Origin of the sequence: Hoylesella marshii DSM 16973 = JCM 13450, from assembly GCF_000146675.1 — a bacterium.
In the GTDB taxonomy this organism is placed as follows: Bacteria; Bacteroidota; Bacteroidia; order Bacteroidales; family Bacteroidaceae; genus Prevotella; species Prevotella marshii.
Map to the genome: position 1 here is coordinate 1,632,367 of NZ_GL397214.1, position 24,285 is coordinate 1,656,651.

Genomic DNA, 24,285 nt, shown 5'->3' on the forward strand with positions numbered 1-24,285 from the left:
CACAAAACAAAAAAGTTATGAAAAAAAGTATTCTGTTCGGAGCCTTCGCTCTGATGAACCTGTGCCTCGGCACACTGACGTCTTGCAGCAAAGACAACAAAGACGACGACAAGACACCTATCAGTATCAAACTCGAAGAGGTGGGTGAGGACAACTCCCGCAAGGGAACCATAGGTCGCGACCTGCACATCGAAGGAGACGTGTTGGCATCGGCACGTATCAAGCAGATTCAAGTAGACCTGCGAGCAGCCGATGGTGCGATAGCCGTATCGAAAATCTACGACTCAAGCAAGTATCAAGGCAACATCAACGCCAAGTTCCATGAGCATCTCGACTTGCCTTCAACGCTTACCCCGGGTGCCTATAAGGTGGTATTTACCGTGACCGACCTCAAAGGAAATACCAAGAGCGTGACAACAGACATCACACTCATGGCCATCGACCCCAATGCACCTAAGGTAACAAACCTCGTTGTCAACGGGGGAACACTGACGGCAAAGGCCGGTACAACCATCAATATCAGTGCCAAAGTGACGGTGACATCGGCAGTGAAAGAGATAGAAGTGGAGTTTCACGGCAACAAGAAATTCTCTATCGACCTCGATGCCTACAAGGGGAAAACCGGCACGTTCGACGTAAACACCACCATCACCATACCGGCCGACGCACAAGCCGGCAAGTATCACGTGCACTTCGAGGTGGAAGACGTGAAAGGGCTTGAAGGACTCGACGAGGTGAAAGGCTTCACCATCACCCGATAACCATAAATCTCTACGCAATGAAGAGACCTATCCAAACGGGTATGCTGTTGCTCCTCGCCATGATGATGGCAGCTTGCACCAACCACGATGATAGCGACATGCAGCGTCCTGTCATCAGTGGCGAGGGCATCGTGGCCAATCCCACAGACTGTCAGGTCTACAAACGGGGCGACAAAATACCGTTCAACTATGTGTTTACCGACAATGTGGAGCTGGGTAACTTCAACATTGAGATACACAACAATTTCGACCACCATACACACGGCACCGGAGCCACCGAGTGCCCCATGGATGCGAAGAAGACACCCCTCAAGCCTTGGGTGTACAATCACGACTACCCCATACCCGAAGGATTGCAACGGTATGCCGTGCGCATGGATATTCCCATCCCCGCCGACATCGATACAGGCGACTATCATTTTATGATTCGTCTGACCGACCGTGCAGGCTGGCAAGAGTTGAAAGCCATGTCTATCAAGATTACGGAGTGATTGATTCACATTTTTTATGGTGCGAAATACAATAATTTCCGTACATCGACAGTTTATCAACTGTTATCAACTACTAAAATAAAAATGATATGAAGAAAGTAATGATTCTGGCAGTCGCATGTGCTGCCCTGGCTGCTTGCCAGCCGAAAGCAAAAACAGCCACTAATGAGGCCGGTACCGACACCACGGCAGTTGCCGCAACCGATACCACACACTACGAAGGCGTAGTGCCTGCAGCCGACGGCCCGGGCATCCGCTATGAGCTGGCATTGGCCAATGATTCTACCGACGGCTTCGTACTCACCGAAACCTATCTTGCCGCAAAAGACGGAAAAGACGAAACGCATACCTATAACGGCAAGAAAGAAGTGATGAAGAAAACCGTGAACGGTAAAGAGCAGACAGCCTACAAGTTCGACTTGGGCAAGGATGGCGGCGTAAGCTATTTCCTCGTTGTCGACGACTCTACCCTGCGCATGGTGAATGAAGAGCTGGAAGAGGCTGCCACCGGTGCCGACAAGTATGACCTGAAACGGAAATAACCTCCGGCTTGTAGGAAATCAAATAAGCGTAGAAGCGGGCATGTTCGTAGTGAGCATGTCCGCTCACTTTTTGCAGCGTTCCCATATCAATAGAAGAATTACAGAGCAAATTCCAACGCTACAGCAGCCCCCCGACGAGTATCGTGCCACACGCATGATACTCGTTTTCACGTTCACCCATCCTCACGGGTGCCCGCCACCCGTTTCTCCCGCCTTTTACCTCCATTCGCTATAAGAAATCATCGTCCGCGAGTGATGATTCCATATTCGCCCATCGGCGCGATTACTTCCTACTGATTTTTAGTACCCGCGTCCATGGACGCCGATGGTTCACATTAACATATCTTTGCAGCGCCCATGGACGCCGATACGTCACATTAATTTATCTTTGCAGCGTCCATGGGCGCCGATGATATTTTAAACGTTTAACCGTCGGCGCCCGTAGTTTCTGATACTAAATTATCTAATTAACTATCGTCGGCCATGGTTTCCGATACTGAATAACTAAAGTTTCCCACCCCTTAAAACACTGGCTTTTCCCATTCACCTTTGCCTGTCGTCCCCCATATCCATTGAGTTTTAACACATGGCTAATAGAAGTTATGCAGACTGTCCACATACTTCATCCCATTTTTCCAACGCCTCAGCCATTACAAGGATTTTGCTCATCTCTTTGTCGTTGCCGCAGATCGTTGCCATAAGGTGTTGGGGCGTCATCCCAAGTGGTTCTCCTAAAACACGAAGAATGCGTTCGATACAGGCAAGAACTCGCTTCCATAACGTGAGTGCCATGAGATCGCCCTCCATGTCCGAAAAGAGTTCGCCCATGGTTTGATATTCTGTGAACCGCTTTTCCAAGGCCATGACGGTATATGTAAGGTAACACAGCGTTGCGTCGGCTATCTGACCGTTGAAGTCGCAACCTTGATAACCTCCCAATCCTAGATACTGCTTAGTCTCCTTGTTCATCACCTCTATGTTCCATCTGATCTGATACACTTCAAAGGCTTTTATGAAAGACATCGTAGTGTCCGTGGTGAGCAAGACGTTCCATGCGGAGTTCCTACCATACTTGATGAGGAAGATTCTGACAGGCATGTCTCCTAAGTTGCCGTTGAGCTGAATATACCGGCATCTATACTTACGACAACTCTTTCCCCGTTCGCGTTCATAGGCGGCAATGAGTTCTGCAACATTTTTCTTCCTGCCCGATACGGTGTATTTCGCCTTTCCCATTTTTGCAAGTCCGACAAAGTGCATCGCACCTTTACCTATGCCCCTAACACACGCCATAAGTTGCTCGCAAGTGAACCAACTATCCGTAATCACATACTTCGCATGTAACGCGGTGGATGCTCTCACCCACAATGCGGAAGAGGCAAAGAGAAAGGATCAACTCCGAAGCGGAAACTCCGTCCCGTTTCTCCAATGACAGGCGAGACAGCAGGTGGCCGATGCCAAACTTGCCAAAAAGATGAAATAAATCATCGCTCATTCGGCTTTTAACACTCAAAAGTTTGGATAACTCGCTTATTTTCTCTATTTTTTGCTTCCATAACAGTTTTTTTTGTCTTGTCTTTGAAATCAGTTGTTTAGCGATTACTAATTTACAAAGAAAATTCGACAAACTGTTATTTTTTCTATCTATTTATTAGGGTGGGAAACTTTAGCTGAATAATTAATTTAACCATCATCGGCCGTGGTTTCCGATATTAAAAAGGGAGGTTACTTATCGGTGTCTGTAGAAGATGATGAGTGAGGGTGTGTTTTTCTATGGTCTGCGATGGATGATGATAGCTGACAGCGATTTTTCCCATCTGCTTCCATGCGCGAAAGGAGTTGAACGGCAGGGGATGATGGCTCGGAGGCCTGCCGCCTGCTTTTAACGCAGGGAAAGGGGATACGGGGAAAAGGGAGGGTGGTAGGCGAGAGGGGAAAGTAAAAATGGGGGAAGTTAGCCGACCTCTTCCTGTGCTTCGCGTGCCTTTCGCTCTTCTTCGAGCAGCTGAAAATCTTTCTTGCGGAGCACGAAACTGTTGCTGAGGTATTTCTCGCGCACTACTTTGTTGGCGGCCAACTCCTCCGGCGTGCCCTGAAAAAGGATGCGTCCCTCGAACAGGAGGTAGGCGCGGTCGGTAATGCTGAGTGTTTCTTGCACGTTGTGGTCGGTGATAAGGATGCCGATGTTGCGGTCTTTCAGTTTCCAGACGATATGCTGAATGTCTTCCACTGCGATGGGATCAACACCCGCGAAAGGCTCGTCGAGCATGATAAACTTAGGACTGATAGCCAGACAACGGGCTATCTCAGTGCGTCGGCGCTCGCCTCCCGATAGTTGGTCGCCTTTGTTCTTACGCACTTTGTTGAGGCGAAACTCGCTGATAAGGTTTTCCAAGCGTTCGCGTTGTGCTTGTCGCGGCAGGCCTGTCATCTCAAGTACGGAGAGGATATTGTCTTCCACGCTCATCTTTCTGAATACGCTTGCCTCCTGCGGCAGATAACCGATACCGGCGCGGGCACGCTTGTAGACGGGAAAAGAAGTGATGTCTTCGTTGTCTAAATAGATGTGTCCGGCATTGGGAATGATGAGGCCTGTGGTCATATAAAACGAGGTGGTCTTGCCGGCTCCGTTAGGGCCGAGCAGTCCCACTATTTCTCCTTGCCTGACATTGATAGAGACATCGTTTACCACGGTGCGCTTGCCGTAGCGTTTCACCAGCCCTTCGGTGCGCAGCATAAGACTTTCGCGGGTGGTGTGGGGCATAGGATTGGTTGTTTCGGTCATAAACGGTTGTTGATTTGTCGCGACAAAGGTAAGGATTTTCGGGCATACGGGCAAAGATAAAAGGCTTATTCGATGAAAAATAAGGGGCGAGGTCATCGGTATTCAGCGGATTTTGGTTACTTTTGCAGGCGTAACATCGAACAACCCCAAAATGCTGATAAAGAAATATCTAACCACGCTGGGAGCCTATCTTATACTGATGGGACGGGCTGTTGCAAAGCCTGAACGCATGCGTATGTTTTTAAAGAGATACGTGGCAGAGATGTCTGCGCTCGGTGTCAATTCTATCGGAATCGTGCTGCTCATCTCGTTTTTCATTGGTGCGGTGATATGCATTCAGATGAAACTGAACATACAAAGCCCGTGGATGCCCCGCTTCGTGACGGGTTATACCACGCGAGAAATCATGCTCCTTGAGTTTTCGAGCAGCATCATGTGTCTCATTTTAGCAGGCAAAGTAGGCTCGAATATCGCATCGGAACTTGGTACCATGCGCGTAACGCAGCAAATAGATGCCCTCGATATCATGGGCGTGAACTCCGCGTGTTACCTCATTCTGCCCAAGATTATCGGCATGGTCACCATCATGCCTTTCCTTGTTATCATCAGTTCGGCTACAGGCATCCTCGGCGCATACGCTACATCTTACATCGGTCATGTGCTTTCGCCCGAAGACCTGACCATCGGTTTGCAGCATCAGTTTAACCCATGGTTCGTATGGATGAGCATTATAAAGAGCCTTTTCTTTGCCTTTATCATCTCGAGTGTGTCGTCTTATTTCGGTTATACCGTGCAAGGCGGCTCGGTAGAGGTGGGCAAGGCCAGCACCGATGCCGTGGTATCGAGTAGCGTGCTCATTCTTTTCTCCGACGTTTTCCTCACCCATTTACTCTCGTAAAGTCATGATAGAAATCAAGAATCTTTGCAAATCATTCGGCGAAAAGGAAGTGCTGAAAGATATCAGTGCATGCTTTGAAAACGGGAAGACCAACCTGATTATCGGACAAAGCGGCTCCGGCAAGACGGTGTTGATGAAGAACCTCGTGGGGCTTCTCGAGCCCACATCCGGGCAAGTCTTATATGACGGCCGGAACTTTGTGACTATGAGCAAGCGGGAAAAGGTGAACATGCGTCGCGAAATGGGCATGATTTTCCAAAGTGCGGCCTTGTTTGACTCAATGACAGTGCTCGAAAACGTGATGTTCCCCTTAGATATGTTCTCCTCCATGACCCTGCGCGACCGCATGAATCGTGCCCGTTCGTGTCTTGACAGAGTGAATCTGGTAGAGGCCGAACAGAAATTCCCCGGTGAAATCTCCGGTGGAATGCAGAAGCGTGTAGCCATTGCAAGGGCTATCGTGCTCAATCCCCAATACCTCTTCTGCGACGAACCGAACTCCGGACTCGACCCGAAGACCTCGCTCGTTATCGACGAATTGCTCCACGGCATTACCAAAGAGTTTAACATCACCACCATTATCAACACCCACGACATGAACTCCGTCATGGGCATCGGTGAGCATATCCTCTTCATCTACGAAGGACGCAAGGAGTGGCAGGGCAGCAAAGACGACATCATGGGTGCCACCAACAAACGGCTGAACGACCTTGTTTTCGCTTCCGACCTGTTCAGGAAAGTGAAAGAAGTGGAGACAGAGAAGTAATCCCTCTCTGCATTGCATACTCTACTAACCCATTTCAAAAACAATACAACAACAAAAACAAGATGACGGAACTCTACTAATAACTCTCTTTTCTTGAGTTCCCGTTTTATTCCTTACGAATAGGAAAACTATGCGTTCTTTACAAGTGCTGTAAAATCCGACCAGCTTTCCACCTTAAAACCCCTGATGTCACGTACCGATTTCTTAAACCAATCTATCTTTGAAAGCTCCATCACGGTCTTTACAATTGCGCTCAAATCATCTGCCGTTGAAAGATAAGTACTTCCCTGCACCCACTCAAAACCATTTGCTTTCAGTAGTTGCTTTATCTCAAAGTAAGCCCTATTGTAAGGTTCGCCATAGTTTTCCCCTCAGATCGCTAACCACCGTGTCGGAGCTCAGTGCGTACATCTCTCTTCGTTTTGGAGTTTAAACAAATCCTGATACCCGAAGAACACATTATGATCTTCGGTTTCAGCCGATATAACGACCCCTACGAAAGGATTATTCTCAACCTCTATCACGGTACCGTGCGTCCAATCGGACAACTTTGTCAAATCCGGAGAAATCAACACTTTATCACCTATCTTCATATTACAATCTTATTGATAATTATTTGCGAAGATACAAAAATATTTCCAATCTATTACTGATTTTGCTTCTCTTCCTTTTTATCTATCCATAACAAGCAAAGAGAAAGACAGTAAAATGATGAAAAGACGCTCCGACATCTCTTCACCATTTCTATTCTTTATACATCAACAGCAAACAATCTACTCTTTCAGTAATCCTTCGTCTAAGATGCGTTGTGCCGGAATATGGCGAATATTCCCATCTTTATCTGAAATCACAAGGCTCTCACCTCTGAGAGCCATCTCATGTACCAGTTTTTTAGAAGCGAGTCTTACGCCTTTAAGCACTTTACATGCAAACTCGCTACACTGCTCTTTCTCTTCCATAAACTTTTGTTTTTTAATCTTTCTTCTTCCTTTCCATAGCAAATCAGCTGCCAAGAGGCAGATATGTTTTCAACGCTTCCACGTATTCGGTAAAAGCGCGATGACCTTTGGGCGTGATGAAGCAAACCGTGTGGGGTCTGCGCCCCGCAAACTCTTTCCTCACACCGATGTAACCAGCCTTTTCCAACTTGTCTATCTGCACGCTGAGGTTACCTGCCGTGGCCTCGGTCTTCTCTTTCAGGTACACGAAGTCGGCCTCTTCTACCCCCATAAGCAGCGACATCACTGCCAGCCGGAGCTGTGAATGGAGTATCGGGTCTAAGTCTTTCATCATGCCGCCCCACGCTTTGAGTTGATGATATGCCCCGGAATGACGAAGATAATGACGGAAGCAAGACTGAAAAGCAGATGCCACCAATAGAAAAAGAGGTGGTGCATGATGCTGTTGAGCATATAGAGGGGTATCAACATCCCTAACAACGGCAGATAGGTGGTTACCTTATCTTTGATGATAACGCCTGTAATGGCGGTGCCGATTCCCATATAGAAGAGCGACATCGGCATCATCAGTACACTCAGCACCCCGCTATCGAGCATGCTGATAATGGGCAGCGAGATGGCTGTCAGGCAAAACATCACGCCGATTACTTTCCATACACTCGCAATGGCGCTGTCGGTATAGGTGATAACCTCCGGTTTCTTGCTGATACGATGCACAACAAGCCAACATACGAACATCAGCATCCACAGCATGGCAAAGTTGCCATTGCCCGTCAGTCGGATACAAATGTAAATCACAACGCCTAACACCGCTGCGAAGTAACCGAAGTAAAGCAGCAGATTGCCCTGCCCTATTTCCATGTTCTTTCTTGTTGTCTGAATCATGCGTGCAATGAGTTCCAGACTTTCTTTCTCGTTTAATGTTTTCTCTTCCATTGTCTTTTGTTTTTTATGGGATAATACTTTATGTGAACTTTAATACTTCTTTGTTTCCTGCTCCATTCTGTTTCGCTCTTCGGCTGCACTGCTTTCCACCTTCCGTTTCTCAGCCTTCTTGCCCTTGTCAATCCGCCACGAAAGGCCGATACGAATCTTTCGTCCGTCCGATGGCATACGCATCTCCGTATCGGTGGTATAATGTGGCAGTACCACCCGATACCGTTCGTAGCGGTTGAAGAGGTTTTCCACACCTGCAACCACTGTCATTCTGCCGTTAATCAACAACTTCCTGACTGTAAATCCCACGTTTTGAGACGTGCCAATTTGGCTGTTGCTCGTGTACATCCGGTTATGAACGCTATATTCCAGCTCGGCGTTGAAGCCTTTACCCATCCTCGCCGCCAACGTAGCATTTGCAAAAACAAGGTTATGAGCATCGTATTTCTCATCGCCGTTTTTCCGTATATATTGCCTCACACCTACCATATTTACGGTCAGCCTCAGACTTCTGCCCATGTCGATGGGTGCCGACAAAGCCACAAACCAATCGTTTTCGCCCCGATGGTTCTCGTAAGTTACATAATTGGAAAGCGGATTCAAGGCATCCTGACGGCTGTAAGGCCTCACAATATCTTTGTTGCTGTTGCAGCCAATCGTCAGTGTATAGCGATAGGCGGCAATCAATGTGAGGTAGAATTTATGGATATACGTAGGTCGAAGCCGTGGATTTCCCACCATGTAGGCATATTCCGAAGTCTGGATACGTGTGGGATTCATGTACAGAAAGTTAGGTCGTTCCACTTTCTCGGCATATTGCAGATTGAGCATCCATTGCTTCATTTCGTCGAAAGCGTAAGTGACCGATACATGTGGATACAGGTCGGTAGAGTTGCGATGTATGCCGTCGGTGCGATTTCGGGTAGCAGTATGTTCTAACCGGAGACCTGCGCTGCCGTTCCAACGTCCTGCATGGAAGCTGTACTCGGCATATATGGCACCGATGTGTTCATGATATAGCAGGTCGCAGTCTGCGGCTTTGTTGTTCATTCGGGTAAAGGCATATCGTCCGCCCCAAAGCAACTGTTGTGCATGCGGCAACCGATGATGCACGGAAACATCGGCCGACGCAATGTCATAGTCCGCCGATGTATGCTTGCTGTATGCCGTATCTACGTTGTTCCACAGAGAAAGAATAGAGTAAAAGTTGTTCGACGAAGAACTTTTATGTATGTAATCACCCATCACTTTCAGCTCCGATCCGCGTGCATCGAGTGTCTTCTTATAATTGGTCGCTATCGAACCGGCATCGTATTGAGACTGTTGGCGATAATCGCCCCTGCTGTTTCGGGCTGCACCGGCTATGGACAGCAGGGTCAGTGCCTCACTGTTTCGCCTCAGCGAACTGCCCGCCCATTCCGTTTCCAACCCTATCTGTTGCGTGGAATCGATGTCAAGTAGCCCGCCCACCGACAGCCGATAGTGGCGATAAGGCGAACTGACACGCTCTGATGACTGCATGGCGATATTGTCGGAGCGATAATGTCGCACCGAAGACGCACGGCCTTTGTCTGTAGGACGTAGGGTGTAAGCCCCCGATGCGTAAACGTTCCATTTGCCTTTGCGCACGTCTAAGAAAGCGGTAGGTTGCCAAGTGTGCATCCGGCTACCGGTTCTTTCGTCGAGCGAGAGGCTTGCGGAAAGCCCGTCTATCGTCTTCTTGCGCAGATAAAGACAAATGATACCGCCTTGCAGGTCGGCACTCCGTCCCGCATCCGCCATGCTCTGCACTTCTACGCGCTTGATGTTCTGTGCCGGAATGGAGCGCAGATAGGCCACCAACTGTTCGCCTTCGAGACGTATTTCGCGGTCGTTTACAAACACCTTGGTACCTCCCGTGCCATTGATGAGTATGCTTCGGTTGTCCATCCAAATGCCGGGTGCCTGCCGCAACACCTCGTCCATGTTCTTATTTTCATTCGTGGGAACATGAATCACGTATCGGTCGCCGGCATGCTCTATACGCTTTGCCGTTACCGTTACCTCGTTCAGGTGTACCAGCGTATCAGCTTTCACAACATAGAAGGGTGCTCCGGCATAGGCTGAAGCCGACAAAGTACACGCCCATAGCAGAGCAGTCATTCGTCGCATGGCAACTTAAAATACGGGGTAATACAACTTTAAAACCATCGATGTGCCGTCTTTCTCGGGCTGAAAGGCCTTTCTCACATAACCCTCGGCCGGTCTTCCCTCGGCATCCATATCCATTTTGTAGTCGCCGTTCTCATCGTGGAACACGGAAACCGTCCAGCTTTCGGCCATCGGTATTTCCATGTCGAAGGTCACGTCGCCCACCTTGGCATCTGCCATCGCCATGACCGGTTTCGCCGGTTCTCCGTTTTGGGGAGCTTTGCAGTCTACCATCAACAACACCTTTCCTTGACTGTTTTTCACGCCTTTCACTGTAATGTGTGCATTCTGTGCCGCCATCGTGCTGCCAATCGCTGCCATGGCAAGCATTAAAATCAGCTTTTTCATATTTCACTTCCTTTCTTTTTTATCGGTCATCCACTACTTTCTCGGTCATAGAAGGCATGGATTGCCCGTGAATAAGTTTATTTTATAAACCATAAGACTAAAAATATATGTGCCTTAAAAGCAAGATGCTTATGGGACACATGGCAAAGATAATTAGGTTTACAATATAAACCAAACTTTTTATCACTTATTTTTCAAATCATAAGAAAAAAGTGATAAAAAAGCTATTTACGAGTGTTTGAAGAATGCAAAAACCGGAAGAAAACGCTTGTCGTTACGATTTGTAATGAAAAAAAGCAAGAGAGGGAGAGACAGGAAAGTGGAGAAAGGCGTGCGCACAAGACCCTTTGGCATCAAGCAAAAACGGTTATGAGACCGCATATCTTCCATTTTAATACGCAAATTCGGGAAAAGAGATTCTTATCTAATAGCCCCAAAAGGGCGACAAACCTTAGACAGGGATAAGCGATAGCGCAGTCCCGGTGTCATGGAATCCCGCAGTCTAAGCCCTAAAGGGGCGACAGAATTAATGCTATGAGGCGCAGGGTAAGCGCTGCAAACGCGTAAGATATTAGCCCAGCACGCAGCACCGAGTAGATGACATTTCCCCAAGTAAGCGCTGTAAGCGCGTAAGATATCAGCCCAGCGCATAGCGCTGGGTATAGAGCATTCCTCGAAATGGAGCGCTGTAAGTGCGACACATCTTTACCAAACATCTATTTGAAAATGAAATAAAATAGTCGTTCGCGCCTTGCTTTCTGCCTCGTTTTCTACTTCGTCCTGTGGAACTGTGTTGAAAGGCCATAGTCCTTAACTTGTAAAAGCTATGTTTTTACACGCTTAGAGTTATGCTTTGATGCTGTCAGAGCTATGCTTTGAAAGCATCAAAGCATAGCTTTTTCAACGCCAACGCGTAACTGCTTGGTTTTCATGGGAAAGAGATGATGGAGAGAGGGGGCAGCAAAGACAATACAAACGCTCGGGATTCATCTTGGGAAAAGGCACTTTTCTCCCTGCCGATGCCGACCGATGGAAATTTGAAAACGGGCATATCCATCGGCAGAAGACGAAGTATCGACCATAAAAAAAGAACTACCGAAGTAGTCCTTGCTTTGTGCGCTTCAGGATGGGCTTGAACCAACGACCCCCTGATTAACAGTCAGGTGCTCTAACCAACTGAGCTACTGAAGCCTATTTGCTGTTTTATTTTGCGGTTGCAAAGGTAGTGCATTCTTTTGAATTCTCCAAACTTTTTCGTAAAAAATTGTCTTATCGTTATAAATTACGACAACTTTTCAATGAAAAGACAGCATTTCCCGCGATAAAAATGTATTTTTGCAAGAGAAAAGAAAACAGGACATGTGGAATATGAAAAAAGGCCTTTTGAGTATCATTTTGCTGCTTCCGGCACTTGCCGGCGGAGCACAACAGAAGAAAGACCATCACTTCGATGTAGCGAAAAATATAGAAACATTCAATGCGATTTATAAGAATCTCGACTTGATGTATGTCGATACACTCGATGCAAGCGAGGTAATCGGTACGGGCATCAATGCCATGTTAAGGTCGTTAGACCCCTATACGGAGTATTACCCTGAAGATAAGGCGAAAGACCTTAAACTGATGATTACCGGAAAGTATGCCGGTATCGGCGCACTCATCAAGTACAACATGGCCATTCAACGCGTTGTCATAGACCAACCCTATGCCAATATGCCGGCAGCAGAGGCCGGTTTGAAGAAAGGAGACATCATCTTGTCTATCGACGATACCGTGATGACGGATAAAGACGCAACTGTGGTGAGCAGCCGGCTGCGTGGTAATCCCGGCACATCTTTCATTTTAAAGATTCAACGCCCGTCTACCGGCAAACGAATGCAGTTTAAGATAACGCGAAAGGCTATCCAAATGCCCGCTGTACCCTACTACGGCCTACAGGAAAATCATATCGGTTACATCCAGCTGAACAGCTTTACGGAAGATTGCAGCAAGGATGTGCGTCGCGCTTTCTTAGATTTGAAGCGTCAAGGCATGAAAGGTCTCGTGCTAGACCTTCGCGAAAACGGGGGCGGTTCGTTATCGGAAGCCGTATCCATCGTCAACCTTTTCGTGCCGAAAGGCCTGTCGTTGGTCACCACCAAAGGCAAATTGAAACGCGCGAACCGGACTTACACAACCACAGCAGAGCCTATCGACACGGTGATGCCTGTGGTGGTATTGGTCAATGGCGGGTCGGCCAGCTCAAGTGAAGTGACCTGTGGGTCTCTGCAAGACCTCGACCGAGCCGTCGTTTTGGGAACGCGTACCTACGGGAAAGGACTTGTTCAGATACCGGTAGACCTGCCTTACAACGGTACATTGAAACTAACGACCGGTCATTACTATATTCCCAGCGGCCGGTGCATACAGGCTATCAACTATAAGCATGCCAACGGTGGATATAAAGAGCACATACCTGACTCTCTGACGCGGGTTTTCCATACGGCAAACGGCAGAGAAGTACGCGACGGAGGAGGCATTAAACCCGACGTGGAGATAATGCCCGACTCCTTACCCAATATCGCCTTCTATCTGGCCTCTGCCGGACGAGACTCCACGGAAGTACTGTTCAACTACGAATTAGATTACATCGCTGCTCATCCCACTATTGCTCCACCGGCTCAATTCGCACTGAGCGATGCCGATTATGCCGACTTTAAACGCAGAGTTCTTCAAAGCCGATTCACTTACGACAGAGAGAGCGAGAAGTATTTGAAGAACCTTGTGAAGCTGGCAAGATTCGAGGGATATTATGATGACGCAAAGGCCGAGTTTGAAAACCTTGAGAAGAAACTGAGCCACAATATCGCCAAAGACCTCGATATCAATCGGGAGAAACTGAAACAACTGATTGCTGCCGACATCGTAGCAGCCTATTATTATCAGGCCGGCACGATAGAGAACGGATTGAAGTATGACAACCAAATGAAAGAAGCTGTGAGGTTGCTGCTGAATCCGGCAGAATACAAAAAGATATTGAACGGGAAATAAGACGCTGACGGATACATTTCTATAGGAGAGCGTACACGCCGCTGCATCTCGAAAGCAAAGAAACGGCAGACGCGATGCCCGCTCTTTACGGACAACAGCAGTGCCGCCATGTTGCGAAAACATCGGAGGAAACTGACAGAGGCCGACCGACCGACAAACGGCAGACCGGCTTTTTCTTAACAAAATAACACATGACATTTAGAGAAAACATTGCAACGCCCCTCGTGCAGACCCTCCATACACACGGAGAAAGAAAGGCTTTCTGCATTGACGGCATCTATTACACTTATAGAGAGTTGACCGATGCCACGGCGAAAATCAGGCAAGCAGTGCGCCGTTTGTCGCAAAACATCGTGGCACTGGAGGCACATGACGACCTTTATACCTATGCTTCTATCCTTGCGCTCTGGTTAGAGGGAAAATGCTACGTGCCCCTTCATCCGCACCAACCATTGGAACGCTGTCTCGATATCCTGTCGCAATTGGGCACCGACGTGGTACTCGATTCGGGCACCGCTACGCGATACACCCGCCAACAGGTGGTGATGACGACAGCATTGCCTGCCGCGGAACAGGTCGACGACACCCCCGTAGCGGCTGATGATGCAGATTACGCCTATATCCTTTTTACCTCCGGCAGCACGGGACGTCCCAAAGGAGTGCCCGTTATGCGAGGCAACGTGGCAGCTTTCGTCGATGCGTTCCGCGCCATGGGTTGTCGGTTGAATGCCGACGACCGCTGTTTGCAGATGTTCGACCTTACCTTCGACCTCTCCGTACAATCCTTTCTTCTGCCCCTTTTGCACGGTTGCTGCATCTATACCATCGGACACGACCGCATCAAGTATCAGGCCGCATTCGACCTTCTCGATGCTCACGCCATCACGTTTGCCCTGCTTGTGCCATCGGTGATTCACTATCTGCGTCCTTATATGGAAGAAATCGAACTGCCCGAGCTGCGTTACTCGCTGTTCTGCGGCGAGGCATTGAGTGCTGATGACACGGAGCAATGGAGCCGAAGCGTGCCCAACGCACGCATCATCAATGTCTACGGTCCTACGGAAAACACCATTTACTGCACGGCCTACGACTTCCGGCGCGACGGAAAAAACAAGGAGAAAAACGGCATACTCTGCATTGGACGCGATATGAAGGGCACGAAGAGCATCGTCGTCGATGAGCAGGAACACGTTGTCTGCGCAGGAGAGAAAGGCGAATTGTGCCTCTCCGGCAGGCAGCTCTTTCCGGGATATTGGCACGATGAGGCAAAGAACAGCGAAGCCTTCTTCACCGTCGACGGCACGAGATATTACCGAACGGGGGATATTTGCAGCAAAGATGCCGATGGCGATCTGCTGTACTATGGGCGCAAAGATTCGCAGATAAAGATAGGCGGCTATCGTATCGAACTGAGCGAGATAGAATGCGTGGCACGGAAATTCTATCAGGAAACCCGTGCTGTCGTGGCTTTGCCGCTACCCGACGAGAGCGGCGAAGCCCGTATCCATCTGGTTGTAGAGGGTGAGGCAGCCGTGCAGAGCGACGAGCTGCAAGCCTTTATGCGCCGGTTCCTACCCGTCTACATGCTACCTGCCGAGATACATCGCCTCGACACCTTTCCACAGAACATGAACAACAAAACCGACCGCCGGCGCATAGCCGAGCTGATAGGTGGATGAAAACAACATACACAATGGAAAAAGAAGAAATTTTAAGTGGCGTAAGCCGCGTTATCTGCCGCGTGTTAAACAAAGAAGCATTGCAGATAACTCCCGAGACTACAGCCCATGACGTGGATGGATGGGACTCACTGTCGAACATGAAGATTATCAGTGAGACCGAAAAAGCATTTGGCATGAAGTTTAAACTGCGCGAAATCGTGCGTATGAAGAATGTAGGCGAGATGTGCGACGTCATCGCCAGCCGGCTGTAAAGAGGCCGATGCGCAGCATTCGTCCACGGATACGTGAGCTGGAGCGCATGCCGACAAGCGAATAAAAGATGACAGAAGGCTATGTCATCCTTATAACATGTAGACGGGCTGTCTCATGAGCGATTGAGATTCAATGATGACAAGACGCTACGGCTCCATTCCCCATTCGCATAGCAATATTTTATAATTATGGAATTTCTCTCTATACCTTTCAGTATCTGCCTGATACTGACCTTTGTGCTTTACTATGCCCACGTGCAACGACAGTGGCAGCGAGGATTGCTGTTGGTGTCGAGTGCCGTTTTCATCGGCTACTACGACATCGTTTACCTCGTCTATACCTTGGGCATTACGCTGTTCACGTTTTACTACGGTCGATTCCTCGCTCGTATGCAGGCACGCGGCTCGGCAGGCTACGTGCTTTCCGGCGGTATCGTCGCACTTGTGGGCACTTGGCTGGCGGCGCGTTACTGTTCGTCGGCCTTTCCGCTGGGCATCTCGTTCTATACATTTCAGGCCATCGCCTACCTCATCGACATTTACTGGGAAGAAGAGCCCGAGGAGAGCCTGCCCGACTTCTGTCTTTACATGATGCTCTTCATGAAGTTTCTATCGGGACCTATCGAGCGCAGCTATGACCTGTTACCCCAACTCAAACAGTCTCATGCTTTCAACTATACCAAGGTGGTGGACGGCATGAAGCTGCTGCTATGGGGAGCGTTTATGAAGCTCGTTATCGCCGACCGGCTTGCCACACCCTTAGACAGCGTGTTCGCCGACGTGCATTCGGCATCGGGCATGCAGTTGCTCGAGGCCACACTTATCTATCCGATTCAATTGTATGCCGACTTCTCGGGCTATACGAATATGGCGCTCGGACTTGCTGCGATGTTTGGTTTCAAGCTGTCTCCTAACTTCAATCGTCCGTTTGCGGCACTTTCCACGGGCGACCTTTGGCGGCGTTGGCACATGTCTCTGTCGTTTTGGGTGCGCGACTACGTATTCGTTCCGCTCTCTGCCTCTCTGCGCAAGTGGGGAATGTGGGGTGTATCGGTCTCGTTGTTGGTCACCTTTGCCGTCATCGGTGTATGGCACGGCGCGGGCTGGACGTTTGCCATCTACGGATTGATACAGGGTGCGGTCATCATCTACGAGACCGTCTGCGCCCGCCAACGCGACCGAATGAAAGCCCGAACCCAACGCCATCTCTACGCTTTCGTCATGATACTGCGCACGTATCTGCTCTTTGCCCTCTCGCTGCTGTTCTTCCGTTTAGAGACCGTCGGGGAGGTGATATACACCTATACCCATCTGCTCGACGGCATGGATACCAACGTGAAAGAGCTGAACTTAGGTATGAAAGACTTTTATTGGATTGTTGTGGCTATCGCCACCACACTCATGCTCACCGTGGAGTACATCCATTCGCGCATCAATCTGCTTGAACGCACCACACAGTGGCACACCCTTTGGCGTTGGACGGCCTACTTTGCATTTGCGTTTATCATCTTTCTGCTCGGTGCTTTCGGCGTAGAAAACTTCATCTATATCCAATTCTAATCCCCTCTCTGCAATGACAAACAACGATAAAATACCGGCCACGCACATGCTCCTGCGCTTCTATGCAAAGTGCTTGCTGCTGGCCTTGCCCTTTATTGCCCTGTGTGCCGCCTATGTGGCGGAAGACCCATTCATGGTGTTGCGCAACTACGACGACTACGACCACCCCACCTTATGCCAGAATGAGGGCATGGTGTCGTGGCTTAAATACAAGAGATACCGCAGCAAGATGCACTACGACTCGTTCATCATGGGCTCTTCGTGCACCATGGCCTACGAGTGTAGCGAGTGGAAAAAGTATATCAAGGGCAGTCCGTTCCGCATGTTCTGCAATGCCGAAGGAATGGCCGACATCCTGCAAAAGGTGGAAGCACTCGACAGAGAGCCGCACCAGCGCATCAGAAATCTGCTCATCGTTTTAGAAGACCGCATGGTGATGAAAAGCCGCATGCAGACCGATGCCATGCACATCATGCCGCCCGAGGTGTCGGGAATGGGATGGGTGAAGTACCAGACCACTTTTCTACAGGCATTTTGCAGTCCCTCCTACCTCTTCCCCTACGTGAAATACAAATTAGGATGGGCAGACAAGAAAGAAATAAAAGGCATCGTAAACACCGATGGAGCCACTCACACGCGCTATACGAACGATGCCGTATTGACAGAAGAGCACAAGATAGACAGCCTCGGTAACGATTATTGGAAGCAAGGCGCATGGGAAAAACAAGGCAAAGAGCCGCAGCAATACAACGTGTTGCCGGCTTATTTGTCGGAACCTCAACAAGTGACGCTCCGCAAAATCGCGGCCATCTGCCGTCGCCACGGCACCGATGTGCGCATCATTATCGGGCCTTCATACCATCAGACGGCCTTCAACCCCGCCGATGTTGCCGTGCTCCGGCGCATCTTCGGCAAAGCAAGCGTCTACGACTTCTCCGACTCTGCTCATCACGCCCTCACTGCACAACACAACTACTACGACCCGCCGCATTATCGAAAACAGGTTGGCCGACAGATTCTCCGCGAGGTGTACGGCGCATCTCCCAACAGGCGCTGAGACCCCTCTGTGCAAAGGGCAGAGGAAGACCGCAACGAGCGATCCGTTTTTTGCTCACCAGCAAACTTTTTTCTGCTCACCAGCAGAATCTTCTTTGCTCACCAGCAGAATTGGGGATGCTCACAGACAACTCTTCAGTCACTTGCAAACAGACATAGAAGGGGGTGGAAAGTCAATAGCTTTCCACCCCCTTTTCATGCATCTACACCGACTTGTGTAGTAAACCGTGAGAACTTACAACTGCTCGTTGGATAATATGCGATCGAGCTGTTCGAGAAGAACGAACGGGTCTTTCTTTATCTCTTTTAGCTTAAGCTCCTTGCTATCGAGGTAATCCACCATCTTTGGGAACCGTTTGAAGCGGTATTTCAAGTTGGCACGCAGGCCAATGGTAATGGCGTTAGTCGGCACGAAAAAGGTAACGGCTATGTTGTCGCCATCGATGCAATAGCTGCATGGAGTAGACGTTTCCCTACCCATGGTGCCATACGTCCACGAAGACACCGACAGAAAGCCTGTCACATATTTGCCTTGATACACCACCAGCCAGAAATACTTATGCCCCGAGGGTTTCATGTTTTCAGGATGGGTGAGCGCTTTGATGGCATAGAGCGACCAATATTCCTTGACGTCGCCCGTCTCCTCATTCGTACAAACCAGCTTCTTCACGTCGTTGGCATGATACGTGGTACCGTCTTTACCACCTTTCGTAGCGGTAATGGTAATCTCATCCATGTTCTTCACATTCTCCGGACCATAGGTTCCGTAGCTGGCTTTCATGTACCAGCCTTCCACTTTCTTCCCGTCGTTGAGGGTAAGCACGCACTTCACGTCGGGTTTCTTTTTCGCCAAAGCCGGAGCGAGACACAGCATTGACAGCAGTAATGTTGCAAACAGTTTCAATTTCATATTCGTTATGTTTTAAAGTTAGATATGCAAAGATAAGTAAAATCCCCACAGCCTCTCACAATATTAGATAGATTAACACAACTTTTTTTGCCGATTGTTTGCAACAATTCTCGCACGGGCTGGATTGTTTTACCGTGATATGTTCTATAACTATCTGTGTAGAAATCACTCAACAATCAAAGGAGAACGTGCAGGGATTCCCAATTTTTTCGTATCTTTGCGAGAGACAAAACAGATATCTACCTATTACTAACTGTTATGAATATGAAGAAACATTTACTTTCACTCGTAGTCCTGTGCGGACTCTCACTCACAGCTTTCTCGCAGACGATGCCGTCGGAGAAAGTCGTTCTCAATGTTGCAGCTGATGCAACAAGCGTGAAGTTCACGTTTCGGCTTACCGACAATTCGGCCTCGTTGCTCTGCGATTTCGGTGCCGGAGAGGTGGTGAAGAGCTTCCCGTCGAATACCGATGGCTCGCTCACCGTCATGGAATACACTTTCGCTACGCCCTCTGCTGCCGAACGTACCATTACCATTGCTGCCGACAAACTGAAGACGCTGCGGATCACCAGCAGTAAGACCATCAACGGCATCAATGAAGTGCGCTCTTCCGTGCTGAAGGATTTCAATGCCGACTACGTTTCCCTTGCCACACATGGTAAGGTAGACGTGTCGTTATGTCCGGTGCTGTCGACACTCACACTCACAGATACCGACGCTTCGGAGGTAATACTCCCCAAAAGCGACCACCTTAAAACAGTGCAGGTATCGACTACACTGCTGCAGAAAGGCAGTCTTACGAGCATCAACCTGACCGATGTGCCGAACTTGGAAGACCTACTCATCAAGGGCGCAAGTATAGACACGCTCGATTTGCGCAACAACAAAGAGCTGAAAGTATTGGTTTGCTCGTTCGGAAAGAAACGCATGAGAGCCATCTTAGGTGCCAAGGCGTTGCAGAAGATTGAACGATTAGACGTGCGCGGCAATGCACTCGGATTCGACCAGATACCCGACCGTGTGCTGCAAGATGTGCCCATCGAGCAGTTCCAATACACCCCTCAACGCGCGTATCACATCAACCCTTCGTGCATCAATGGCTATACGATAGACCTCTCGGCACTCTACACGGCCAAAGGCATCGTGACTACCAACAACATCACTACGTTCCGGTGGCGCTATAAGAACGGGAAAGCCGATAAGAAATGGAAAGATGTTCCTGCCGATAAGGTGCAGAATGCACTCGGAAAATTCACTTTCGACCCCTCATTGGCCTACAACGACAGCCTCACGCTCTACGTCTCCATGTCCAATCCGGGCTACCCTAACATCGGAAGTGCCCTGAGCAATAACCTCTTGAGTGTGACGACGTATATCCCGCTGAAGCCTACGGGCATACAGACCGCCGTAGAAACGAATCTCACCATCGTGCAAACCGCCGAGGGCATCAGCGTAGAGACCGACCGACCGGAGCCGGCCACATTGTGGAACATGGGTGGTCAACAGGTATGGCAGGGCGCGATTCCAGCTGTTATCAACCTCGACAGAGGTCTCTACATCCTGCGTACCGAAAGTGGGAAGCGGGTGAAGTTCATAAGGTAATCTGCCTTTCGGATGCACCTGTCTCCCGCTCAAAATGATGGAGATGTACATATACTTTTTATTTTCATTTTATTTGATAGCTACTTTTATGTAGTATTTGAGGGTGTGCCCATCCGGACACACCCTCTTTCTTATTCCCTTTTGCCGACAACGCTCCCCAACACTCGTGTTTCTCCATGCGCAGTCTCTTATCCTATTTTTGCCGACTCATTGAGAGAGTCGCACTTACAGCGCTCCATTTAGGGAAACGGTCTATACCCAGCGCAATGCGCTGGGCTGATATGTTACGCACTTACAGCGCTTATTCTTGTCTTATAAACGGTTAAAATGTAGGGTAGTGGAAATCGCGACTACATACCCTTTGTGTTTGAGGGGCGTAGTTCGTTTCTATAAAGACGTATTAGCCATCTGAAAATGCTAATAAACAATCTGAAAAGTGGCAATGAACAATCATTCCGCATTGCATACTGTGTTGGAAGAAAAGCTGTACGAAGGAAGGTCAGAGGTAGAGAATGGCCTCGTTGCCTTCGTTCATCAGCAGGTCGAGTATGCTCATATTGGGTAGGAACCCGTGTTTTTGCTCGTAGACTTGATAGTAGCGACGGGGGGAGAAATCGGGGTCGGGAAAGGGATGCTTCGGGTCAATGACATGGCGCAGGTCGGGGGCGTCGGGGGTTGCTTGGTAGTCGTGGGTAGGGAGAATGCAGGGTGAGATGTCGAGTAGTTCGCACATCTTCAGGGTAATTTCCATGTTAAAATCATAGAGAAACGTCCACCGTTTCTCAAAGAAAGGCCGTAAATCGTCGGCATAGTAATCGAAAAAAGGCGATTCGCCATAGGCACTTGTGAGGGCATTCCAGTGGATGCGCCGCCAATCTCCGTGGTCGCTGATGCGTACTTCACTCATGAGTTGCTTGGAACCATTGGCGCGCTCTGTAGGAACAGTGAGAACCTGACGACCGCCGGTGGTGGGAATGATACAGCGATTGCGGTAAGTTTGTTTGACGAAATGCTCATGGGCATCTATCAGTACCACGGGAAAGTGCGCCAGCTTTCCGTACCATTGCACGGGGCCGAAGTAAGTGGAAGAGAGCAACACATGCGCTTCGCAGTGCGCTTCCGTTGCGTTTGCCGCGGTATGGTATGCCCTTGGGCTGTCGTCGGTTGTGGCTTTCTTATCTATCGGCATTACCTTTGAGGCATGTGCCATGGTCTATTTGATATGCTCTACACAGTTGAAGAGGCGATGCCAACGGATACCTGCAAAGCCTTTTCTGTCGGGATCTGATGACCACCAAATAAATATCGGTTTACCTACGATATGGTCTTCGGGCACGAAGCCCCAATAGCGGGAGTCGGCCGAATTGTGGCGGTTGTCGCCCATCATCCAATAATAATCGAGTTTGAAAGTATAGGAATGCGCCTCTTTCCCGTTGATGAAAATCTTTCCGTTACGCACCTGTAAGTCGTTGTCCTCATATACCTTAATGGGGCGTTCGTAGAGAGGTAGGTTGCTCAGGGTGAGGGCAACGCTTTTACCCTTGGCCGGAATCCAAATCGGTCCGTAGTTGTCGCGCGTCCAGCCTGTGACAGCATTGAGGGGATAGAGGTCTCCTGTAGTGGCATCTGTATTGAGTTGGATGCTCTGAACGAGGTCTTTCCTCGCGCTCAATACCTGCAGGGCGTGTTTCGTCAGCGGCATATACCCGTTTTGATTGAGGCTCGTCAGGTCTTCTATGCTGATGTTCAGTTCTTTCAGCAGGTCTTCGGGCAGGTTTTGCTTCAACTTCACGAAGTAAGTGTACTGCACGTTTTCGGGCTCTTTGTTGGCCTTTCCGTTGAGGTAAACGATACGGTTTTTTATCTGAAGTGTCTGTCCGGGCAAGCCGACACAGCGTTTCACGTAGTTCTCGCGACGGTCTGTAGGTCGTGTAATGATGTCTCCATATTCGTTGGGATGCTGTTCTATATAGGCGCGCCCCGTAGCATAGAGCTTATCGAAGAACGCACGTTGCTGCACCGGGGGCAGTTTGGCCGGATTTACTTGCGTAGGGGCGGAGAGTTGGTAGCCGAAAGAGTAGACCATCTGATAGTAGTCTTGCGCAGCCCAGCGCTCATCATTTACAAGGGTATCTCCCGCAGGGAAGTTGAATACGACGATGTCATTGAGCTTCACCTTGCCCAATCCTTTCACGCGGCGATAGTCCCAGTGTGGGTATTCTATATAGGATTTACAGCCCAGCAGGGGCAAGGTATGTTGTGTAAGTGGGAGAGTAAGCGGGGTTTGGGGGATACGCGGACCATAACTGAGTTTGCTTACAAAGAGGTAGTCTCCCGTAAGCAAGCTCTTCTCAAGTGAAGAAGAGGGTATGACAAAGTTCTGAAAAAAGTACAAGTTAATAAAATAGACAGCCACTAAGGCGAAGACAAGGGCATCTACCCAGCTCATCAGAAATCGCACGGGTGTCTCTGCGTCTTTCCACCATTGCCACCTTATTTTCTTCGAGATGTATGCATCGTATATAAAAGGTACGACCAATAAGCCCCACCAACTCTCGACCCATAGCAGGAAAGTGAGATATAAGACGATGACAATGGCAAACTTTATCCATTGTCGTTTGGGATTTACAGTTTCTTTTTTCATCTTTTACAGTTGTTTTCTTAATGATGAATGCGGCATTCGCTGCAGTATTTCAGTGGTTGCAGAACCTGAGACAGAGGCCTGCGGAGGGGTATCAGAACCTAAAGAGGTCGCTCATGGTGAGCAGTCCGTCGTGGGTTTGCGTGTATTCGGCGGCCAACACCGCACCCAAGGCAAAGCCTTCGCGGTTGTGGGCATCGTGGGTAAGGATGATGCTGTCGGCTATGCTGTCGTAGATGATACGGTGGATGCCGGGCACTTCGTCGCGGCGAATACTCTCAATGGATAGCACATTGCGGGGCATTTCGTTGCTTCCCTCCACCGTTCCGTCGGCCTTTCGCTGCAGGCCTTTTGCCCACCGGTCTTTCCTTTGCAGGGTATTGATAATGTCTTCGGCCAAGGTAATAGCGGTACCGGACGGCGCATCGAGCTTGTGCATATGGTGGGTTTCCTCTATTCGAACGTCGTACTCGGGGAAACCGTTCATAACTTGCGCCAGATACCGATTGACAACAGAGAATAAAGCCACGCCGATGGAAAAATTGGAAGACCAGAACAGCGTCTTGCCCTCTTCGTTGCACATCCTGCGTATTTCGGCACCATGCTCTGCCATCCAGCCCGTGGAACCCGACACCACTTTCACATCGCGTGCAAAAGCCTTCATATAGTTACCATAAGCGGCCTGCGGGGTGGTGAACTCCACAGCTACATCGGCCGATGAAAAGGCGGCACTTTCAAAGGCATCAGCGTTGTCTACATCAATGATACATACGATTTCGTGCCCCCGACGCTTCGCTACCTGCTCCACAAGCCGACCCATTTTCCCATAGCCTATCAATGCTATCTTCATCTTCGTTTGCCGTTTTCTTATGAG

General features: G+C 49.2%; 22 protein-coding genes, 1 tRNA gene and 1 pseudogene. 11 read left to right on the plus strand and 13 right to left on the minus strand.

The features are described 5' to 3' along the window. Positions 1-17: 17 nt before the first annotated feature. The 3 genes from HMPREF0658_RS06810 to HMPREF0658_RS06820 all read left to right on the plus strand — a co-directional run bounded on the left by HMPREF0658_RS06810 (position 18) and on the right by HMPREF0658_RS06820 (position 1,794). A complete protein-coding gene (locus HMPREF0658_RS06810; RefSeq protein ID WP_006949633.1) occupies positions 18-761 on the plus strand; it encodes a DUF4625 domain-containing protein in 744 nt (247 codons plus the stop codon). Between the two features lie 17 nt (positions 762-778). Next, positions 779-1,252 (plus strand): DUF4625 domain-containing protein, encoded by a 474-nt coding sequence (locus HMPREF0658_RS06815; RefSeq protein WP_006949634.1) that lies wholly within the window; start codon positions 779-781, stop codon positions 1,250-1,252. An 89-nt stretch (positions 1,253-1,341) separates the two neighbouring features. Next, complete coding sequence (locus HMPREF0658_RS06820; protein ID WP_006949635.1) at positions 1,342-1,794, plus strand: copper resistance protein NlpE N-terminal domain-containing protein; 453 nt, start codon at positions 1,342-1,344, stop codon at positions 1,792-1,794. Positions 1,795-2,394: 600 nt separating this feature from the next. On the opposite strand, the pseudogene HMPREF0658_RS11065 reads toward HMPREF0658_RS06820, so the two are convergent. Together HMPREF0658_RS11065 and lptB are read right to left on the minus strand one after the other, a co-directional pair. Beyond that, positions 2,395-3,138 (minus strand): annotated as a pseudogene (locus HMPREF0658_RS11065) (IS4 family transposase); the annotation flags it as partial. Between the two features lie 610 nt (positions 3,139-3,748). After that, positions 3,749-4,579 (minus strand): LPS export ABC transporter ATP-binding protein, encoded by an 831-nt coding sequence (gene lptB / locus HMPREF0658_RS06830; RefSeq protein WP_006949639.1) that lies wholly within the window; start codon positions 4,577-4,579, stop codon positions 3,749-3,751. Between the two features lie 151 nt (positions 4,580-4,730). Here lptB and HMPREF0658_RS06835 point away from each other — a divergent pair, with 151 nt between their 5' ends. Both HMPREF0658_RS06835 and HMPREF0658_RS06840 read left to right on the plus strand, forming a co-directional pair. After that, on the plus strand, positions 4,731-5,477 hold the full coding sequence (locus tag HMPREF0658_RS06835; protein ID WP_024990804.1) for an MlaE family ABC transporter permease: 747 nt from the start codon (positions 4,731-4,733) through the stop codon (positions 5,475-5,477). Between the two features lie 4 nt (positions 5,478-5,481). Continuing rightward, positions 5,482-6,243 (plus strand): ABC transporter ATP-binding protein, encoded by a 762-nt coding sequence (locus HMPREF0658_RS06840; protein ID WP_006949641.1) that lies wholly within the window; start codon positions 5,482-5,484, stop codon positions 6,241-6,243. Between the two features lie 398 nt (positions 6,244-6,641). On the opposite strand, the gene HMPREF0658_RS06845 is transcribed toward HMPREF0658_RS06840, so the two are convergent. The 7 genes from HMPREF0658_RS06845 to HMPREF0658_RS06875 all read right to left on the minus strand — a co-directional run bounded on the left by HMPREF0658_RS06845 (position 6,642) and on the right by HMPREF0658_RS06875 (position 11,867). Further along, entirely contained in the window at positions 6,642-6,836 is a 195-nt protein-coding gene (locus HMPREF0658_RS06845; RefSeq protein ID WP_006949643.1) for a hypothetical protein, read from the minus strand. 180 nt (positions 6,837-7,016) lie between these two features. Continuing rightward, positions 7,017-7,202, minus strand: coding sequence for a hypothetical protein (locus tag HMPREF0658_RS06850; RefSeq protein WP_024990805.1), 186 nt, complete (start codon positions 7,200-7,202; stop codon positions 7,017-7,019). A 43-nt stretch (positions 7,203-7,245) separates the two neighbouring features. Then, the gene (locus HMPREF0658_RS06855; protein WP_006949651.1) at positions 7,246-7,536 is read right to left on the minus strand and encodes a winged helix-turn-helix domain-containing protein; all 291 of its coding nucleotides are present in this window, start codon (positions 7,534-7,536) and stop codon (positions 7,246-7,248) included. After that, complete coding sequence (locus HMPREF0658_RS06860) at positions 7,533-8,138, minus strand: hypothetical protein (RefSeq protein ID WP_006949652.1); 606 nt, start codon at positions 8,136-8,138, stop codon at positions 7,533-7,535. The genes HMPREF0658_RS06855 and HMPREF0658_RS06860 overlap by 4 nt, the downstream gene beginning before the upstream one ends. Before the next feature lie 39 nt (positions 8,139-8,177). Then, positions 8,178-10,280 (minus strand): outer membrane beta-barrel family protein, encoded by a 2,103-nt coding sequence (locus HMPREF0658_RS06865; RefSeq protein WP_006949653.1) that lies wholly within the window; start codon positions 10,278-10,280, stop codon positions 8,178-8,180. 15 nt (positions 10,281-10,295) lie between these two features. Further along, positions 10,296-10,676 (minus strand): DUF2141 domain-containing protein, encoded by a 381-nt coding sequence (locus HMPREF0658_RS06870; protein ID WP_006949656.1) that lies wholly within the window; start codon positions 10,674-10,676, stop codon positions 10,296-10,298. A 1,117-nt stretch (positions 10,677-11,793) separates the two neighbouring features. Beyond that, positions 11,794-11,867 (minus strand) — tRNA-Asn (locus HMPREF0658_RS06875). A gap of 177 nt (positions 11,868-12,044) precedes the next feature. Here HMPREF0658_RS06875 and HMPREF0658_RS06885 point away from each other — a divergent pair. The 5 genes from HMPREF0658_RS06885 to HMPREF0658_RS06905 all read left to right on the plus strand — a co-directional run bounded on the left by HMPREF0658_RS06885 (position 12,045) and on the right by HMPREF0658_RS06905 (position 18,256). Then, complete coding sequence (locus HMPREF0658_RS06885; protein ID WP_040557718.1) at positions 12,045-13,706, plus strand: S41 family peptidase; 1,662 nt, start codon at positions 12,045-12,047, stop codon at positions 13,704-13,706. Positions 13,707-13,897: 191 nt separating this feature from the next. Continuing rightward, a complete protein-coding gene (locus HMPREF0658_RS06890; protein WP_006949661.1) occupies positions 13,898-15,385 on the plus strand; it encodes an amino acid adenylation domain-containing protein in 1,488 nt (495 codons plus the stop codon). A 14-nt stretch (positions 15,386-15,399) separates the two neighbouring features. Further along, on the plus strand, positions 15,400-15,639 hold the full coding sequence (locus HMPREF0658_RS06895) for an acyl carrier protein (protein ID WP_024990808.1): 240 nt from the start codon (positions 15,400-15,402) through the stop codon (positions 15,637-15,639). Between the two features lie 189 nt (positions 15,640-15,828). After that, positions 15,829-17,199, plus strand: a complete 1,371-nt coding sequence (locus HMPREF0658_RS06900; protein ID WP_006949667.1) for an MBOAT family O-acyltransferase — start codon at positions 15,829-15,831, stop codon at positions 17,197-17,199. Between the two features lie 13 nt (positions 17,200-17,212). Next, positions 17,213-18,256 carry a hypothetical protein gene (locus tag HMPREF0658_RS06905; protein ID WP_006949669.1) on the plus strand — a complete coding sequence of 348 codons (1,044 nt, stop codon included), beginning with the start codon at positions 17,213-17,215 and terminating at the stop codon, positions 18,254-18,256. 234 nt (positions 18,257-18,490) lie between these two features. Here HMPREF0658_RS06905 and HMPREF0658_RS06910 read toward each other — a convergent pair whose 3' ends face one another. Further along, positions 18,491-19,165: a hypothetical protein gene (locus tag HMPREF0658_RS06910; protein WP_006949671.1), complete on the minus strand. Its 675-nt coding sequence runs from the start codon at positions 19,163-19,165 to the stop codon at positions 18,491-18,493. Positions 19,166-19,429: 264 nt separating this feature from the next. Between HMPREF0658_RS06910 and HMPREF0658_RS06915 the strand changes: the two genes are divergently transcribed. Beyond that, complete coding sequence (locus HMPREF0658_RS06915) at positions 19,430-20,770, plus strand: hypothetical protein (protein ID WP_040557855.1); 1,341 nt, start codon at positions 19,430-19,432, stop codon at positions 20,768-20,770. Positions 20,771-21,269: 499 nt separating this feature from the next. Here HMPREF0658_RS06915 and HMPREF0658_RS06920 read toward each other — a convergent pair whose 3' ends face one another. The 3 genes from HMPREF0658_RS06920 to dapB form a co-directional block, all read right to left on the minus strand. Then, complete coding sequence (locus HMPREF0658_RS06920) at positions 21,270-21,980, minus strand: WbqC family protein (RefSeq protein ID WP_006949675.1); 711 nt, start codon at positions 21,978-21,980, stop codon at positions 21,270-21,272. Positions 21,981-21,983: 3 nt separating this feature from the next. After that, the gene (lepB, locus tag HMPREF0658_RS06925; protein WP_006949677.1) at positions 21,984-23,414 is read right to left on the minus strand and encodes a signal peptidase I; all 1,431 of its coding nucleotides are present in this window, start codon (positions 23,412-23,414) and stop codon (positions 21,984-21,986) included. Between the two features lie 91 nt (positions 23,415-23,505). Further along, a complete protein-coding gene (gene dapB, locus HMPREF0658_RS06930) occupies positions 23,506-24,261 on the minus strand; it encodes a 4-hydroxy-tetrahydrodipicolinate reductase (RefSeq protein WP_006949679.1) in 756 nt (251 codons plus the stop codon). Positions 24,262-24,285 lie beyond the last annotated feature (24 nt).